The 14,025-nt window shown below is 59.9% G+C and carries 13 protein-coding genes and 1 pseudogene; 2 read left to right on the plus strand and 12 right to left on the minus strand.

Annotation, left to right across the window (positions count from 1 at the left end; genetic code table 11):
* Positions 1-243: alpha/beta hydrolase (locus CO664_RS28010; protein WP_141471812.1), on the plus strand; the 243-nt coding region annotated here is incomplete at its 5' end.
* Positions 244-518: 275 nt separating this feature from the next.
* Here the strand turns inward: CO664_RS28010 and CO664_RS28015 are convergent.
* Positions 519-779 (minus strand): annotated as a pseudogene (locus CO664_RS28015) (carbonic anhydrase); the annotation flags it as partial.
* Between the two features lie 976 nt (positions 780-1,755).
* Positions 1,756-2,535 (minus strand): response regulator transcription factor, encoded by a 780-nt coding sequence (locus tag CO664_RS28020; protein ID WP_103451129.1) that lies wholly within the window; start codon positions 2,533-2,535, stop codon positions 1,756-1,758.
* A 937-nt stretch (positions 2,536-3,472) separates the two neighbouring features.
* On the opposite strand from CO664_RS28020, the gene CO664_RS28025 reads away from it, so the two are divergent.
* A complete protein-coding gene (locus tag CO664_RS28025) occupies positions 3,473-3,955 on the plus strand; it encodes a tetratricopeptide repeat protein (protein ID WP_234819551.1) in 483 nt (160 codons plus the stop codon).
* A gap of 223 nt (positions 3,956-4,178) precedes the next feature.
* Here CO664_RS28025 and CO664_RS28030 read toward each other — a convergent pair whose 3' ends face one another.
* From CO664_RS28030 to CO664_RS28075, 10 genes are read right to left on the minus strand one after another with little or no spacing between them, the layout of a single operon-like run.
* The gene (locus tag CO664_RS28030; protein ID WP_234820050.1) at positions 4,179-4,838 is read right to left on the minus strand and encodes a hypothetical protein; all 660 of its coding nucleotides are present in this window, start codon (positions 4,836-4,838) and stop codon (positions 4,179-4,181) included.
* 22 nt (positions 4,839-4,860) lie between these two features.
* The gene (locus tag CO664_RS28035; RefSeq protein ID WP_097540583.1) at positions 4,861-6,153 is read right to left on the minus strand and encodes an AAA family ATPase; all 1,293 of its coding nucleotides are present in this window, start codon (positions 6,151-6,153) and stop codon (positions 4,861-4,863) included.
* 17 nt (positions 6,154-6,170) lie between these two features.
* Positions 6,171-7,112 carry a type II secretion system F family protein gene (locus CO664_RS28040; RefSeq protein ID WP_097540584.1) on the minus strand — a complete coding sequence of 314 codons (942 nt, stop codon included), beginning with the start codon at positions 7,110-7,112 and terminating at the stop codon, positions 6,171-6,173.
* A 9-nt stretch (positions 7,113-7,121) separates the two neighbouring features.
* A complete protein-coding gene (locus tag CO664_RS28045; RefSeq protein ID WP_097540585.1) occupies positions 7,122-8,075 on the minus strand; it encodes a type II secretion system F family protein in 954 nt (317 codons plus the stop codon).
* Complete coding sequence (locus tag CO664_RS28050) at positions 8,072-9,523, minus strand: CpaF family protein (protein ID WP_097540586.1); 1,452 nt, start codon at positions 9,521-9,523, stop codon at positions 8,072-8,074. The genes CO664_RS28045 and CO664_RS28050 overlap by 4 nt, the downstream gene beginning before the upstream one ends.
* 18 nt (positions 9,524-9,541) lie before the next feature.
* Positions 9,542-10,075, minus strand: a complete 534-nt coding sequence (locus CO664_RS28055; protein ID WP_234820056.1) for a L,D-transpeptidase — start codon at positions 10,073-10,075, stop codon at positions 9,542-9,544.
* A gap of 56 nt (positions 10,076-10,131) precedes the next feature.
* A complete protein-coding gene (locus CO664_RS28060) occupies positions 10,132-11,274 on the minus strand; it encodes a pilus assembly protein (protein WP_037387855.1) in 1,143 nt (380 codons plus the stop codon).
* A gap of 28 nt (positions 11,275-11,302) precedes the next feature.
* Positions 11,303-11,926: a TadE/TadG family type IV pilus assembly protein gene (locus CO664_RS28065; RefSeq protein WP_097540588.1), complete on the minus strand. Its 624-nt coding sequence runs from the start codon at positions 11,924-11,926 to the stop codon at positions 11,303-11,305.
* Complete coding sequence (locus CO664_RS28070; protein WP_097540589.1) at positions 11,920-12,402, minus strand: TadE/TadG family type IV pilus assembly protein; 483 nt, start codon at positions 12,400-12,402, stop codon at positions 11,920-11,922. The genes CO664_RS28065 and CO664_RS28070 overlap by 7 nt, the downstream gene beginning before the upstream one ends.
* Entirely contained in the window at positions 12,399-14,000 is a 1,602-nt protein-coding gene (locus tag CO664_RS28075; protein ID WP_097540590.1) for a pilus assembly protein TadG-related protein, read from the minus strand. Before CO664_RS28075 ends, CO664_RS28070 begins: the two co-directional genes overlap by 4 nt.
* Positions 14,001-14,025 lie beyond the last annotated feature (25 nt).

The raw sequence follows: 14,025 nt of genomic DNA on the forward strand, positions 1-14,025 counted from the left end.
GCACTCCTTATCAAGGATCCGTTCCGCTCCGACCTGAGAATAGCAGAGGTCAGGCAGCCGAAGCTGTTCATCCACGGGCGGCGTGACGCTGTCATTCCGCTTTCCTCGGGCGAGGCGCTGTATAAAATCGCACCCAAGCCCAAGCAAATGCTGATCTACGACGGCTCCGGCCATAATGACCTCTGGGACGCCCCGATGGTCGACGACATTATCCGGTTCTTGGAGGGCTTCAACGAGCTCTAGTACCATATCTGAGGGAGCGGACGGCCGCTTTCAGAGTTTCGGTTGATACATTTTACGATTTTCGAAGCAAGAACATATAAATCGCGGCGACTTTCCGCTTCAGGCGCAAATGCCGACATATAATCCGTTCTCACCCTACTGCGACGAAACTGAACCGGACAGATCGACCCGAATCCGTCGCCGGCGACAGTCCGAGAGAACGTCCCCTGTCGGCCCCGAAGCGGCCTTTAGCTGGCGTTGCTACCCTGCGTCAGCCGCTGTCACTGGCTCTCTGTCAGAATGGCATATTCGATTGCCGAGGAGACCCCACCGTTGAGGGTCGAGAACGGCGGAACGATGTTGCGGGCATTGCGGCAGACGAAGAGATCTCCGGGCCCGGCTTGCGTGATCGTCTCGGGCATCACCCGGCTATCGGCGCAGGATATCATCAAAGCTTGCGGTTGCTGGCCTTCCCTCGCCAGCTTGCGGTAAAGCGCCGATTGGTTGGGAAACACCGCGCCGCGAAAATTGGAGATACCTTTCAGGAGATCACCCATGTTCGGATCCTCTTTCTGGCCGAACGTAGAACTGGGAGGAATGTCTCTCGTCCGGCGGGTTGCAGAAGCGATCTGTTCGCAGGCGCGAAAAAGAACAGCAAAAGGGTGCAGCGCAACCAGCCGCTGCCAAATCACAACCAACAATGCGTAGGGCGTGCATGCGGCCCCCCCGACTGGGGGCGTTCCGGACGACACATTATGCGATCTTCTTGGCCCAGAACGCGAACAACCCGTGCACCGGGCTCGTGAAGAGCGGCTCCACTCGACCCACCTGTGCCGCTGACGGCGACACCTGGAAGGACCGGATTGGCGTCCGAGCCGACCTTCGCCGCAGGTAACCTGCGTGACTGTCTTGCGCCTTCAAGTCGGCCGTAGAACCGGCAGCAGGCCAATGCCTACGAGCTTGCGACGCCCAAGGCCGCACACTCGACGAGACATGCGACCACGGTTCCCCACCTACCTAGCGCCGGTTCGTGAGGATCACCGCACGTCAAACGGTGCCGCGGACCTATTCAACGAGAAAAGCCGCAATCCAGCGCAAGCGCATCCCCGTGACCTATAGCGGCTGCAACCGATTTCAGACGACCTCCACGAAGGCGATCGCTTAGCCGGTTATTCGATTCCTCTGCAAACGGCGTTAACGCGGAGTAATGGGGGGAAGACGCATGAATAGGATCGAACCTCGTTTGCGAGATGGCACTGCTGAACTTCAGGCAAAGAGTCGGCGGACATACTCAACATTCTGAGGCAATAGACCAAGTTTGAGATGGCGTTTGGGGCGGCTTCATTGGAACCGGCAGGCTGTCGCCGGCTAAAACTTTCTCGCCCCATCAACTGGTTCGCGCTCAGGCACTTCCTGTGCTGCTGCAGGGCCGAGGGAATTCGCCGCTTTTAAGTCCGCCTGTTGTTCACGATCGACTGATAAGACGCGCCGCGCTGTAGTCGCGGAGCCACGACATTCAAGCCGACACTTGGGTCAGGGCGTCCGCGCGACTGGTGCGGAGCGAGGCGAAACCAGCGTCGCTTCCAAGTAGCGCGACGCCGCCTCCGTCCGATTGCGCACTTTCATCTTCTGGTAGATGTTGCGGACATGCACCTTGACGGTGTTTTCGGCAAGCCCGAGACGATCTGCGATGATCTTGTTCCGTGTGCCCTTGCATACGAGATCGAGAACCTGGATCTCTCGCGCGCTCAGGAGGCTTGGGGCAATGTCGGCCTCGCGTTCCATATTGATATCTTCCGAAATCGCCTGTTTTTGCGCGACAACGCCGCCCCCTGCGAGCGCTCTCGGCACCAGACACCGAAGCAATGCAGCGGGAAAATGCTCGCCGCCCTTCATCAAGAGATCGATGGCGCTGAGGCATACGTCGAGATTGAGATTCAGGGGCAGGACGCCTTGAAGCAACCCTTCGTCGACAAGTTCCGCAATTGACGAGTCGAGTTCGTCCGCATTCTGCACCATCAGGCCGATCGCAGCATTTGGATGGAGCTCGTGAATCGTCCTCATGAATGATGGAAATACTGCCGCCGGCAGACGATAGAGCATGATCAGGCTTACGCCGATAAGATTGCTGGTCAAAAGACCCTCGGTATCGGGAAGGCTTACGACGTCTTGACCTTGAAAACGCATGCTGATCGCCTGCGTCAGACACTCGGACAACAGATCGGCCTTGGCGAGAATGACGACCTTGTTTTTCTTCGGCAACGCCTTATTGCGCTCTTCAGCATTGCTCAGGGTCGAGCTCTTGCGTTCCATTTTGCCCTCCTTAGCACTCTCAAGATCTTGCTGATTACGTGTCGATACTATTCGACCTCATGAAAAAGAAATTTAATTATTGAACTGGCACGCTCTTGAACAATCAATACTTGGTCTAATTGTGTTTTATCGATACTATTAACGAGCGCCATTGTCATTATCGCTAAGTTCCGATAGTTATCGCACCGTTCATTTCTACTCACGATGGACTAGCTCAGATCGCCGTCAACCAGAGTATGGTGCCTAATGAGCGCGCTCATTCGGTCAGAATGCTGCGTCAACGCTCGCCTCACGGTAATTGCGGTTCAGAAATCCCCGAAGGTTCAATCGGGCAGCCGCGCGCCGCGTCTGCCGTCGCACCCGAGAAGAGTGGCCGGATGCGCGGGAATTCCCGGGCTGCGGAACGATTGCCTTTTGCCGCCTGTTGTGACGCGCCCGGAGCAAAGCAGTTTTTTCACAAGGAGAGACGTCGCGCCCCAAAATACCCTTCGATCCTGCCGGGATTGCCGCGCAGGATGAGGGTATTCAAACTTTGCGGCTACAGTTGTTGCTGTAGGCGGAATGCAGTTGTGAAGCTTCCTTCTTGCCGGGAATGCGGAGCTCGCGCGCTTACGATTGCTCGCACCACCAACGTCGCAAGCAGACGAGCGAGAGCAAAGCACGACCGGCATCTTCAACTCGCTCCCTCTCCGGGGTTCCCGCTCGGCTTGGCCGGCGGCAAGCAACTGGCTGGACGCAAGCTTCCCTCAGGCAGCGCCATCGCGGCCGGAGGCATGTGTCTCTTTATGGCGACTCATGGCGCGAATTCTTTATTTGTTAGCTTCTATCGCATAAGATTTTGAGTGAGCGCGAGCGAGCGTGAGTCTAGGTTGGCCCAGTGTTTAGGGGATGAATATTGACCTATCAAACTCAGTCACGACTTGGTCGTCTTTCGCCATTGCTGTTGGTCGCGCTCTTCGTTTGCGGATGCCAATCGGCTGCTTTCGACGACGTTGCGGCATTTGGCGATAGTGCCAAAACCCTTGAGGACGACTCGGCCGTCGCCTTCTACAAGAACGACGAACTGATCCCGACCGGCAAGTTGCAGTTCAAGGAAAAGAACTACGGCAAATCCTACGCCATATATAAACGTGCGGTTGCCGTTTTTCCGCAGGACCCCGCTGCTTGGCTCGGCTTCGCTGCCTCTGCTGACATGATCGGACGGTTCGACACATCGGATCGGGCCTATCAGCAACTCTCCAAGATGATCGGCAAGAGTCCGGTTTATTACAACAATGTCGGCTATTCCCATCTTCTGCGCGGCGACTTGCCGCGCGCACGCCAGTACTTTCTCAAGGCGTATGAGCTCGACCCTGCGAATGAGACGACGGCGCGCAATCTCGAGCTGATGAAGAACAGCGTCAAATACGCGCAGCGGTAATAGCCGGCGGACTGCCGACCGCATGTTTCGCAAAAACCCTACAGCGCCGCGCGTCTTATCAGACGCGCGGCGCTGTAGTTTTTTTAATTGCCGCATGTCTGTCGATCAATTCTTGGACCGGCTACAAGTTAAGAACTGCTTCAGTTCTATCGCATGTTTTCCGGTCACACGCCGCCGCTGTAGCCTGCGCGTTCTCGCCGCTTTGATTGCCACATAGCTTCGGCTATCGCACCTTCCGCAGGATCAACTTGCCTTCCGGCGAAATCGATCTTTCGTAACGCGGCAAGTTGGATGGGGCGCCCTCGCTCCCGATAGCGGGCAGGCTGCCGTCCTGGGGCTGCAACTCCGTGGCAGCCGTAGTCAGCGAGGGCTCGAGGCGCTGCGTCGCCCCCTTGCCCGGGGCGCTCAGGATAACCGAGCCGCCGGAACTCGGAAGGCCCGAGCGCATTCCGTCGTCCAGCTCCGAGACCGCCTTCTGCAGGTTCTCAACCCGCTGGCGAACGATCGCCAGTTCATCGGCTCCTGCGACCCTGGCGATGTTGCGGCTCTGTTTTTCGAGTTGAAGCTTCAGTCCGTCAATGGAGCGCTTCACGCCTGCGAGTGTTTCGCGGCTTTCTCGGACGTCTGCTGCGTTCTTGGCCGTGTAGAGCAGTATACCGGCGTTCAGCGGCAGAAACACCAGTGCCAGAGCAATGAATGGCGCAGCCCGTTTTCGGACAGGCTCATCCGCTTTTTCGCGTCGCGCGTCGGGTTCGATCTCGATATTCGCCATGCCAACCATCACCTTACTCCGCCCCAAACCGGGCCGTGGCCCCCGAACTACCAAATCCCCGGGACGTCGGGGCAGATGTTGCCGAGGCAAGTGCTCCGCCTCGATACCCATGAATCTTTCCGCCGCCCGACGGCTAGTCCGCCGTGAAGACCCCTTCCCACGCCCGTTCCAGCATCTCCAGCGATGCGACCTTTCGCAATCCGTTGAACGCGCAATAGGACCCGATAAAGTCGAGAAGATACTTCGGATGGTAGCAGGAGCCCAGTGATTCGCCACCGTATTTCCGATCGTAGAACAGCTCCAAGTCCGACACAGACATCTCTACTGCCACGCCTCGCGCATAGGCCTCGAATATTTGGATATATTCTTCTCGAGAAGGATTGTTGACGAATATCTTGTATTTCAGCCGCCGCAGCCCAGCCTCGTCGGAAAGTTCCTTCGGGGCAATGTTGGTCGAGAAGACAACGAGCTCATCGAAAGGAACCTTGAATTTCTTGCCCGTATGCAGGGTCAGGAAGTCGTAGCCGCGCTCGAGTGGCACGATCCAGCGGTTGATGAGCGCCTGCGGCATCACCTGCTGGCGGCCGAAGTCGTCGATGATGAAGACACCGCCGGAGGCCTTGAGATGCAGCGGCGCCTCATACACCGTCGAGCCTTCGCTGTAGGCGAGGTCGAGCAGGTCGAGCGTCAGTTCGCCGCCGGTCTTGATCACCGGACGCCGGCATTCGACCCAACGCTGATCGGCCTTCGGATAGGGCATCCCGTTCACCGGCTGGTGAACCGCTTCGTCGTAGAAGCTGATGACGTAACCGCCGACCTCGATGGCATAGGGCACCCAGATCGTCTGTCGGAACAGGCGCGAGGTGCGCTCGGCGATGCTGGTCTTGCCGTTACCGGGCGGGCCGTAAAGCAGGATGGATTGCCCCGAATTCATAGCGGGACCCAGCTTCTCGACCAGCGACTGTGACAGCACCAGCCCCTCGAGGCTGGCGAGCAGTCCTTCCTGGGTCACGCGCTCATGGTGAATGGACTGCAGGCCGAGCTGGCGGCAAAAGGCGTCGAGCGAGACCGGCGCCGGCCCCACATAGGAGGACTGGCGAATGGCTGCATGGGCATATTCCATGCCCTTGGTCGAAAGCGCGTAGCGGATGTCGGACCTCGCGTCCTCCCCGGCCAGACCCCTTGCCTCCATATAGGCGAGCTTCACCAGTTCCTTGACCAGTAGATTGATCACAGCCTTGGGCAGTTTCATCCGTTCCGCCAGATGCGATGGCGTCACCGTGTCCTGCTCGGTCGCGCATTTTGCGGCGAGCCGCAGCAGAAAGGAGAACTCGAGCCCCGTTTCTTCCACGCTCATCGGCGCCAGCGGCATACGGGCGTCGAGTTCCGGAGCGCTATCTTCATGAACCTGATTGAGCGAATGCATGGGAACCCCGCTTTTCCTTAACCGCCGGGCGTCAGGCCGACGATGAGACTGATGACGCGAATGACGACCGGCACCAAAACGATGACAAGACTTACCGGAAACAGGAAGGCGCCGAGCGGCAGCAGCATCTTGATCGGCAATGCATTGGCCTTTTCCTCCGCCCGGACGACGCGCATGTCGCGCATTTCCTTGCTATAAACCCTGAGCGTCTGCGTGACGCTGGTTCCGAGTTCTTCCGACTGGCGGAAAAGCACCGCAAGTGCCCGCGCCTCGTCGATTCTGAGCCGCGCCGCGAGATTGGCAAGCGCTTCGCGCAGCCGCCGACCGCCGCGCACCTCGAGCATCATGATCGAAAGATGGAGGCCGAAGTCCTTCCGCTTGCTGACGAACTCCCGCGCGACGCGGTTTGCCGCGGCTTCAAGGCTCATGCCCGCATCCAGGCAGACGATCAGCATGTCCATGAAATCCGGGAAGAGACGGCGATACTCGCGCTCCTTCGCGTCACCGCGCCGATCGATGTAGATGTTCACCAGAATAAAGGTCGTGCCGGCGGCGAACATGCCAACAAGCAAGGTCATCATCCGCGTCGTCTCGGGGAAGAAGCGATTGAACGCCCAGACCGTCAGGACCATCATACCGATGCAGACGATCGCGCGGATCGCCTGGAAGGTGGTGACCGCATTGGCGCTGAAATAACCGGCGCGAATGAGCCGGTTCTGCGTGGAATTCACGTTGGTGTCGTGTCGGGTGATCTCGAAATAGCGGCGGATCAGGCGGTTCTCGGCCTCGCCGAGATCCGCCATCGCGCCATCCGCGATATCATTGCCCGTCACCCGCGATTTGGTCTCCGAAAGCCGGACACCCACCTCGCGCCGACGGAAAACGACTTCAGACGCAGCCGCAGAAAAGATCATGACCGAGAAGAAGACGATGAGGTATATACCGTACTCGTTCCACATGGCGGCGCCTCAATACTCGAAGTGGACCATTTTATAGAGAATGACGTTGCCGATCGCCATTACGACGAGCAGCCCCGAAACGATGGTGGTGCCGTAGCCACTGTTCCAGAGTGGATCGAAATAGGTCGGCGACAGCGCCTTGATCATACCGTAGAGCAGGAACGGATAGATCGACATGAAGATCGCCGTGATGCGCCCCTCCGCGGAGATCGCCTTGACCTTCGCCTTCAGCATGAACCTGTCGCGGAGCGTTTTCGAGAGATTTTGCAGGATCTCGACGAGGTTGCCGCCGGTCCCAGCCTGGACGCTGAGCGATATGGCTAGGAGATTGAGGTCTTCGACGCCGACGCGGTCGTTAAGGTTCATGAGCGCGTCGTCGAGCGTGACTCCATAGGTTAGTTCGTCCGACAGAAGGCCGAATTCGGTGCCGACCGGGTCCGGCATTTCACGTGCCACGAGCGCGATCGCCGCTGGAAGCGGGTGTCCCGCCGCCAGACTCCGGTTGGCGACGTCGAGCGCCTCCGGCAGCTTTTCTGCGAATTTGTGCATGCGCCTGGCGCGCACCCGCCAGACGACAACCGCCGGCACTAGCAGGCAGATAGCAAGGAAGAGCGGTATCCGGACGAGGTTGCTTGGCAGGAGAAACTGAAGTGCCAGCCAGATGCCCATGGCGGCGGCGGCGCCGTAGAGGGCAAATCGCTTGGCATCGAACTTGATGCCGGATTGCACATAGTACCGCCGTAGCCGCTGCAACAGGGGCTGCCACCGAGAGTCCCCGTCGACGCCGCGTGCCTTCAGCATCTCGTGGTAGGTCTCGCGATGGTCCTCGCTCCCCTCGATGAGGCTCAGGCGATGGTTAACCGCCTTGTGGCGCTCCGAGCTTCGGAAATAGCTGCGCAGCAGCGCTTCTGCAGCGACCAGCGCGGCGACGAATACGGCGGCATAGAGGAGGATGAGGGTCATGGCTTGCCGGGTCCCGTGTGAAGTGGTTTACCGGGTTCGAAGATCGCCGGGGAAATGATGACTCCCACTTCGGCGAATTCCTCGATGAAACGCGGTCGTAGGCCGGTGGCGCGGAACTCGCCCTGAATGCGGCCATTTTCGTCGGTGCCGGTCTTCTTGAAGCGCATAATCTCCTGCATCTGCACGACCTCGCCTTCCATGCCGGTGATCTCGGAGACCGAAACGACCTTGCGGCTACCGTCGCTCAACCGCTGCACCTGGACGATAATCGTGATCGCCGAGGCGATCTGCGAGCGTACGCTCAACTGCGACATCGGCATGCCGGCCATGCCGACCATCTGCTCAAGGCGGCTCACCGCATCGCGCGGCGTATTGGCGTGAATGGTGGTCATCGATCCTTCGTGGCCGGTATTCATCGCCTGCAGCATGTCGAAGGCCTCCTCGCCACGCACTTCGCCGACGATGATACGGTCGGGGCGCATGCGCAGCGCGTTCTTCAGGAGTTCGCGCTGGCGGATCTCGTTGCGGCCGTCGAGCGTCGGCGGCCTGGTTTCCATGCGGCCGACATGCGGTTGCTGGAGTTGCAGTTCCGCGGCATCCTCGATGGTGATCAGCCGCTCCTTCTCCGAAATCTGCGAGGAAAGTGCATTGAGCAGAGTGGTCTTGCCCGAGCCGGTACCGCCCGAGATGATCATCGACACCCTGCCCTTGACCGCTGCGCTGAGCAGAATGCGCATTTGATCCGCCATGGCGCCATATTCGACGAGGCGCTCGAGCGTCAGCGGCTTGCGGGTAAATTTGCGGATGGAAACGAGCGGCCCGTCGACGGAGATTGGCCGGATTGCGACGTTGACGCGCGAGCCGTCCTTGAGGCGGGCGTCGACCATCGGTGTCGATTCATCGACCCGTCGCCCGACGGCAGAGACGATCTTGTTGATCACCCGAAGAAGGTGATCCTCGTCCTTGAAGCGGACCGCGGTGCTCTCGAGCTGACCACGGCGCTCCACATAGACGCTTTTGTGGCCGTTGATCAGGATATCGGCGACGGTTTCATCGGCCAGCAGCGGTTCAATAGGCCCAAGCCCCAGCATCTCGTCGGTGATGTCGCGGACGAGGTCGTTGATTTCCTTGGCATTCAACGGTGAGTTGTTGCGACGGATGTATTCCTTGACCAGCGGCCGGATCTCGGCGGCAATCTCTTCCTCGTCGAGTGTGTCAAGGATGCCTAGATTGATCTGGTCCAAGAGGTGGCGGTGCAGGTTGACCCTCTCCGATACCATATCAAGGCCGAGCGGCCCCTGCTCTTCCGCGGTCGCTTCGGTAACCGCTTCCTTCGGCACGGCAGCGACCGCGGCTGCACCATTGGCGGCAATCTCGGCAATCTGCCTGAGCTCCGCACTCTCCTGCGGCGGCTGCTTGTAAAAGCGTCCTATAAACCCGTTCGCCATCAGCCTTACTCCTTACACCTACTTGACGACCACCGTGGCCCCGACCTTCACGCGCTTGTAGAGATCGATGACGTCGGCGTTGCTCATGCGGAAACAGCCGGAGGAGGCAAATTCACCGACCGTCGACTGCTCGTTCGTGCCGTGGATGCGGTAAAGCGTGTCCGCATTGCCTCGGTAGAGATAGATCCCTCGCGCCCCCATAGGATTGAACGGCCCAGCGGGCACGAGTTCAGGAAGCCCCTGCACCCGCGCTTTCATCTCGGCGGGCGGTCGCCAGTCGGGCCATTCGGCCTTTCTTCCGACTTTCACCACGCCGCTCCAACGAAAGCCGTCGCGGCCGACTCCGATCCGGTAGCGGAGAGCACGATCGCGGGAGAGAACGAGATCGAGCGTCCGCTTGTCGCTGAGAACGACAATGGTGCCCGGCGGATGGCTCTGCTCTGCGGTCACGATGGTTGCCGTGCTCGGCCCGAGGCTTCGCGGCACCTGCTGGTTGGCCCCCGCTTCGTCGGCTAGGTCAACCAGGCCGAGGACCAGTGCTGCGCACACCATCCAGTTCCGCCATCTCCCCTGGCGCCCCGGTATCCTGTTCTCCGCTACGCGAGCCTTCATCGTACGAGTGCTCCGAGTTTGCCGACACCGCGGCAGAAGTGAGAACGGGCATTGACCTCAAAGGGCAGCACGCCGCGGTTGAGTGCCTCGCTCAGAGTTTCCCAGTCATAGTCGATGAGATGCGCCTGGGTGTCCGTGAACACCTTGTCGACCTGTTGCCGGCGGAGCCCCAGGCTGAACAGGCTGCTTCGGTGCTTGTTGATGACGACGAAAATGGAATCGGAACTGCCACGCAGCCGCGTGAGATTGAGGAACAGATCTTTTGCCTGGTGAAGCGCCGGAATCGTCATTTCCGTAACGATCGTCACGCTGTTGACCGATCCGAGCACGTCATCCTTCCATGGCGTCTGGTAGTAGGGCACGTCCAGGATGGTCTGGTCGCTCTCGAAGGCGACGACATCGAGCATGCGCAGCACCAGTTCGGCCCCCTTGGGCGAGAGGAGGACGGAAGGCTGCTTGAATGACAGCAGCGAAAAGCCGCCTGAATGACGCTTGCGCACCAGATCGACAAATTCGACGTCGACCCGCGATGGATTGGCAATGACCGGCACCAGGTCGTAGTCATTGACGAGATTGAGATACTGCCCGAGCGATCCGGACGAAAAGTCGAGATCGAACAGATTGACCCGCGGTGCGGAATTCTTCGTCGGCTGTGCAAGAATATGGGCGAGCGAAGAGGCGATCACGCTGGCCCCTGCCCCGCCGACCGCCGAGACGACGGCATGGACGCGGCTGTCGCTCGCGCCCGCTGTCGGCGCATGCAGGGAGATCATGTCGATCAGCGCACGGCGTTCCAACGGCTTTTTCAGCCAATCGTTGCCGTTCAGTCGGAAGAGAAGCCGCAGCCTGTCGTCCCGCAGCTCTTCGGAGACGACCACGAGCGGGATATTGCGGTTGTTCGTTCGGAACGCGATAAGCTCCGGCCGTTGCAGGACATCGCCATTGTCAACGTCGAGGACGATCATGTCGAACTGCGTCGGGTCGATCCGCCCCTTTTCGCCGAGGGCCTTCAGCGCCATGTGCCGTACGTCGTAGCGCGAAAGCGAGCCAAAGGTGTCGAGCATGAAGCTTGCGGCCGCCGCGTCGTCGGAAAGAACGAGGATCTTTGTGGTCGCTACGAAGTTCATATGCGCTGTCATTTCGCAATTCCCACGCTATATCAAGGGTTTAGCACGTCGAGCATGTTTGCAGGTCTTCGGTCGTGATCGTCACCGGATGGGCCGGAACCGCAATTTCATCGAGCCCGAGCAAGGGCCCCAGAAAGAGCATTTCGAGGGTTACATCGCGAACTTCGAGGCGCATGGTCAGCACCGGGCCCTCGGGCCGCCCCCAGTAGCCGAGTCCGGAACGCTGATAGGTGACGACCAGGTTCTCCGGCTGGATACGCCAATTGATGTCGCAAATTCCCGGGCGCGGATCGCCCGCCGTCCCGCATGCGCCATCGCTGCCGAGCACGATCCGGCTCAACTCGTCGCTGCAATTGGCAAGGTCGGGACCGCAGGTGGAAGTGATCGTCGCGTCGTTCGGCGTCGCATCGCCGTTGTTGAGCGGGTTGTCGGCCTCGGTCGGGAACACGTCGTCAAAGTCACTGGTGAGTGGATCGGAGACCGCCGCGAGTCTTGCACCCATCTGCAGCGCCTTGACGGTCTGGTTCCATTGCGACATCGCGTAGCCGAATTCGATGAAGGTTGCGAACATCAGCATCACGATCGGGAAAGTGATCAGCGCCTCGGTAAGGGCAACGCCGCTTTCGTCCTGCCTGAAAGGCTTGAGGAATTGAGAGATTACCATCCCATATACCTCTCTTCATGCGAGGCGCTGATGGTGATGTCATCAATGCCGAGCCAACCAAACAGTGGCGAGGCTTCGTAGATGTGCGCAGTTTCAATCGTGAAAGTTCCGTCGGCACCGACTGCGTTGACTGTGATGTCGGCAAGGGCGGGCCCCCAGCCGGGGACGCGCAGGACAGCGCCGTCTGCCGGGCTCTGCGTTCCATAGAAGGCGATCAGTTTCGCCGTCCCCTCCGAACAGGTTGACGTGTAGGTCGGCGACGTCGGTCGGCAGCGTGCCAGGTAGCGTCCGGCGTCGCGCAATCCGGCATCGATCTGCATCCGCTCCCAGAAGAGGTTGCCGAACTCCAGGATACCCGCTGCAAACACGGTGACGAACGGCACCACGATGATCGTCTCAGTAAGGACAGCCGCATCTTCGCTCAACCAGAAATGGAACCGCAACCGACGGCGAAGGATTTTTCTAAATGCGTTCATCGGACCAACTCCGCTTCTTCGCGAAGGAACTCGTCGAGCGTGCCGCGGCCGCCCTTGCCGGTGATGTCGATCATTTCGAGCGAAAGATAGCGCTCGCTGCCGGCTTTGATCGCCGGTTTTGTCAGGAACATGCGGGCGAAGGCGACAGCCTCCGTCTCCTTGTGGCCGTTCAGGTGGCCGACGGCATTTTCGTAGCCGCAGTTCACGATGGCGGCGAAGATCTCGCGCCGGTCGCCATAGTCGCCGCTCGTATAGTTTGAGAGATCGGGGCCCGTGTAACACTGACCGCCGGTCAGAGGCGCGCCCGTCTCTCCGCTGGCCGAGGCATGGTTGATCATCGCGGAATTGTTGAGCTCGTAACGGTAGACATCATAGGCGGAGGGCTGCGACGGAGAGCCGGTCGGCGACGGATAACTTGAATGATTGCTGAGGATCGTGCTGACGGAAGGAGCGCCGCTCCCTTGGGCAACGTTCCAGTAGCTGTTGTACTGCCAGTCATTGCCGCCGCTGATCTTTCCGCCGGCCAGCGAGGTCATCGACGCGCCGTAGCCGAGCGGCACGGCCTTGGTTACGTCGCCGACGGTGGCGCCGCTCATGAGCGGGTTGTATTCGCCGCAGATCTTGTTGGCGCCGCCCGTCTGGTTCTGGGCAGAGCGCACGTTGCGAGCGGGTCGGTAACGTCCGTCGCTGCGTGCATTGCCGAATGAGCCGGAATACAAGCCAAAGCGCGTATTCAGTCCCGCCTCAACCGGTCCCGCCATCGCGCCGGTCTTCGTCTCTAACGCGTCCTGCTTGTAGCACACACCCGGCGAACCGGTGGCGAGCGCCTCGGCGAGCACGTTTGCACCGTTGCCATAGGTCGCCAGGAAGCCGAAGTTGCCCGGGCCCGGCGCCGACGAGGAGGTGCTGTGAAGCTCAATCTGGCGGCCATACAGATTACCGGCGGCAAAGTTGGTATGCAACGCCTCGGCCGCCGCCTCGTTGGCGGTCGCGCTTGTGTTGCCGGCCGGTTCAAACGGATTGCAGATGAAGATCGGCGTGACGTCGCAGGCGCTGGAGCGATAGACAGCAACGGCATCGGCGGAGACATTGATGGTATCACGGTTGAGCCCGACTGGGACCGGGAAGATCGTCGTCATTGCCTGCGGTTTCGCAATAACCCAAGCATAAGACGCTTCGTTCGCATCCGCCGCCATCATCGAGGCCTCGATCGGATTGTCGTCGTCGGCCGGGATCTCCTTGAGGTAGATGACCGTGACAGTGCTTCCGGCATCGTTGCCTGCATCATAGGTGACGGTGATGTGCGAGCCGAGCTGCATGCCGGTGCCGCCACCGCCGAAGGCGGCACTGTTGGCGAGCGCCTCGATCGCCGCATCGGCGCGGGTAATCGCATCGTCGCGGCCGTCGAGCTCGCGGGCGCCGGCAAGGGCCATGGCATCCACCGCATTCTGCAGGTCAGTGTGAAGATTGCCGGTGCGGCCGACGTCAATGATGAGCAGCGAAAAACCGAGCAGGAGTGGCATGGAAATCAGCGTCAAGGCGATGACGTAGCCACGATTGTCATCCAGGAAGCGTTTAATAGCCTTACGCAACAACATTGGCATGCTCCTCGGACCACGGCGG

It is taken from the genome of Sinorhizobium sp. NG07B, assembly GCF_002532005.1.
Lineage (GTDB): Bacteria > Pseudomonadota > Alphaproteobacteria > Rhizobiales > Rhizobiaceae > Sinorhizobium > Sinorhizobium fredii_C.

What these genes read in the sequence shown, in the direction of transcription:
- CO664_RS28055 (WP_234820056.1), bottom strand. Translation starts at nt 10,075, where the DNA reads ATGGTGTGCGCAGCACTGGTCCTCGGCCTGGTTGACCTAGCCGACGAA.
- CO664_RS28060 (WP_037387855.1), bottom strand. Translation starts at nt 11,274, where the DNA reads ATGACAGCGCATATGAACTTCGTAGCGACCACAAAGATCCTCGTTCTT.
- CO664_RS28035 (WP_097540583.1), bottom strand. Translation starts at nt 6,153, where the DNA reads ATGCATTCGCTCAATCAGGTTCATGAAGATAGCGCTCCGGAACTCGAC.
- CO664_RS28050 (WP_097540586.1), bottom strand. Translation starts at nt 9,523, where the DNA reads ATGGCGAACGGGTTTATAGGACGCTTTTACAAGCAGCCGCCGCAGGAG.
- CO664_RS28070 (WP_097540589.1), bottom strand. Translation starts at nt 12,402, where the DNA reads ATGAACGCATTTAGAAAAATCCTTCGCCGTCGGTTGCGGTTCCATTTC.
- CO664_RS28065 (WP_097540588.1), bottom strand. Translation starts at nt 11,926, where the DNA reads ATGGTAATCTCTCAATTCCTCAAGCCTTTCAGGCAGGACGAAAGCGGC.
- CO664_RS28020 (WP_103451129.1), bottom strand. Translation starts at nt 2,535, where the DNA reads ATGGAACGCAAGAGCTCGACCCTGAGCAATGCTGAAGAGCGCAATAAG.
- CO664_RS28030 (WP_234820050.1), bottom strand. Translation starts at nt 4,838, where the DNA reads ATGGGTATCGAGGCGGAGCACTTGCCTCGGCAACATCTGCCCCGACGT.
- CO664_RS28045 (WP_097540585.1), bottom strand. Translation starts at nt 8,075, where the DNA reads ATGACCCTCATCCTCCTCTATGCCGCCGTATTCGTCGCCGCGCTGGTC.
- CO664_RS28075 (WP_097540590.1), bottom strand. Translation starts at nt 14,000, where the DNA reads ATGTTGTTGCGTAAGGCTATTAAACGCTTCCTGGATGACAATCGTGGC.
- CO664_RS28040 (WP_097540584.1), bottom strand. Translation starts at nt 7,112, where the DNA reads ATGTGGAACGAGTACGGTATATACCTCATCGTCTTCTTCTCGGTCATG.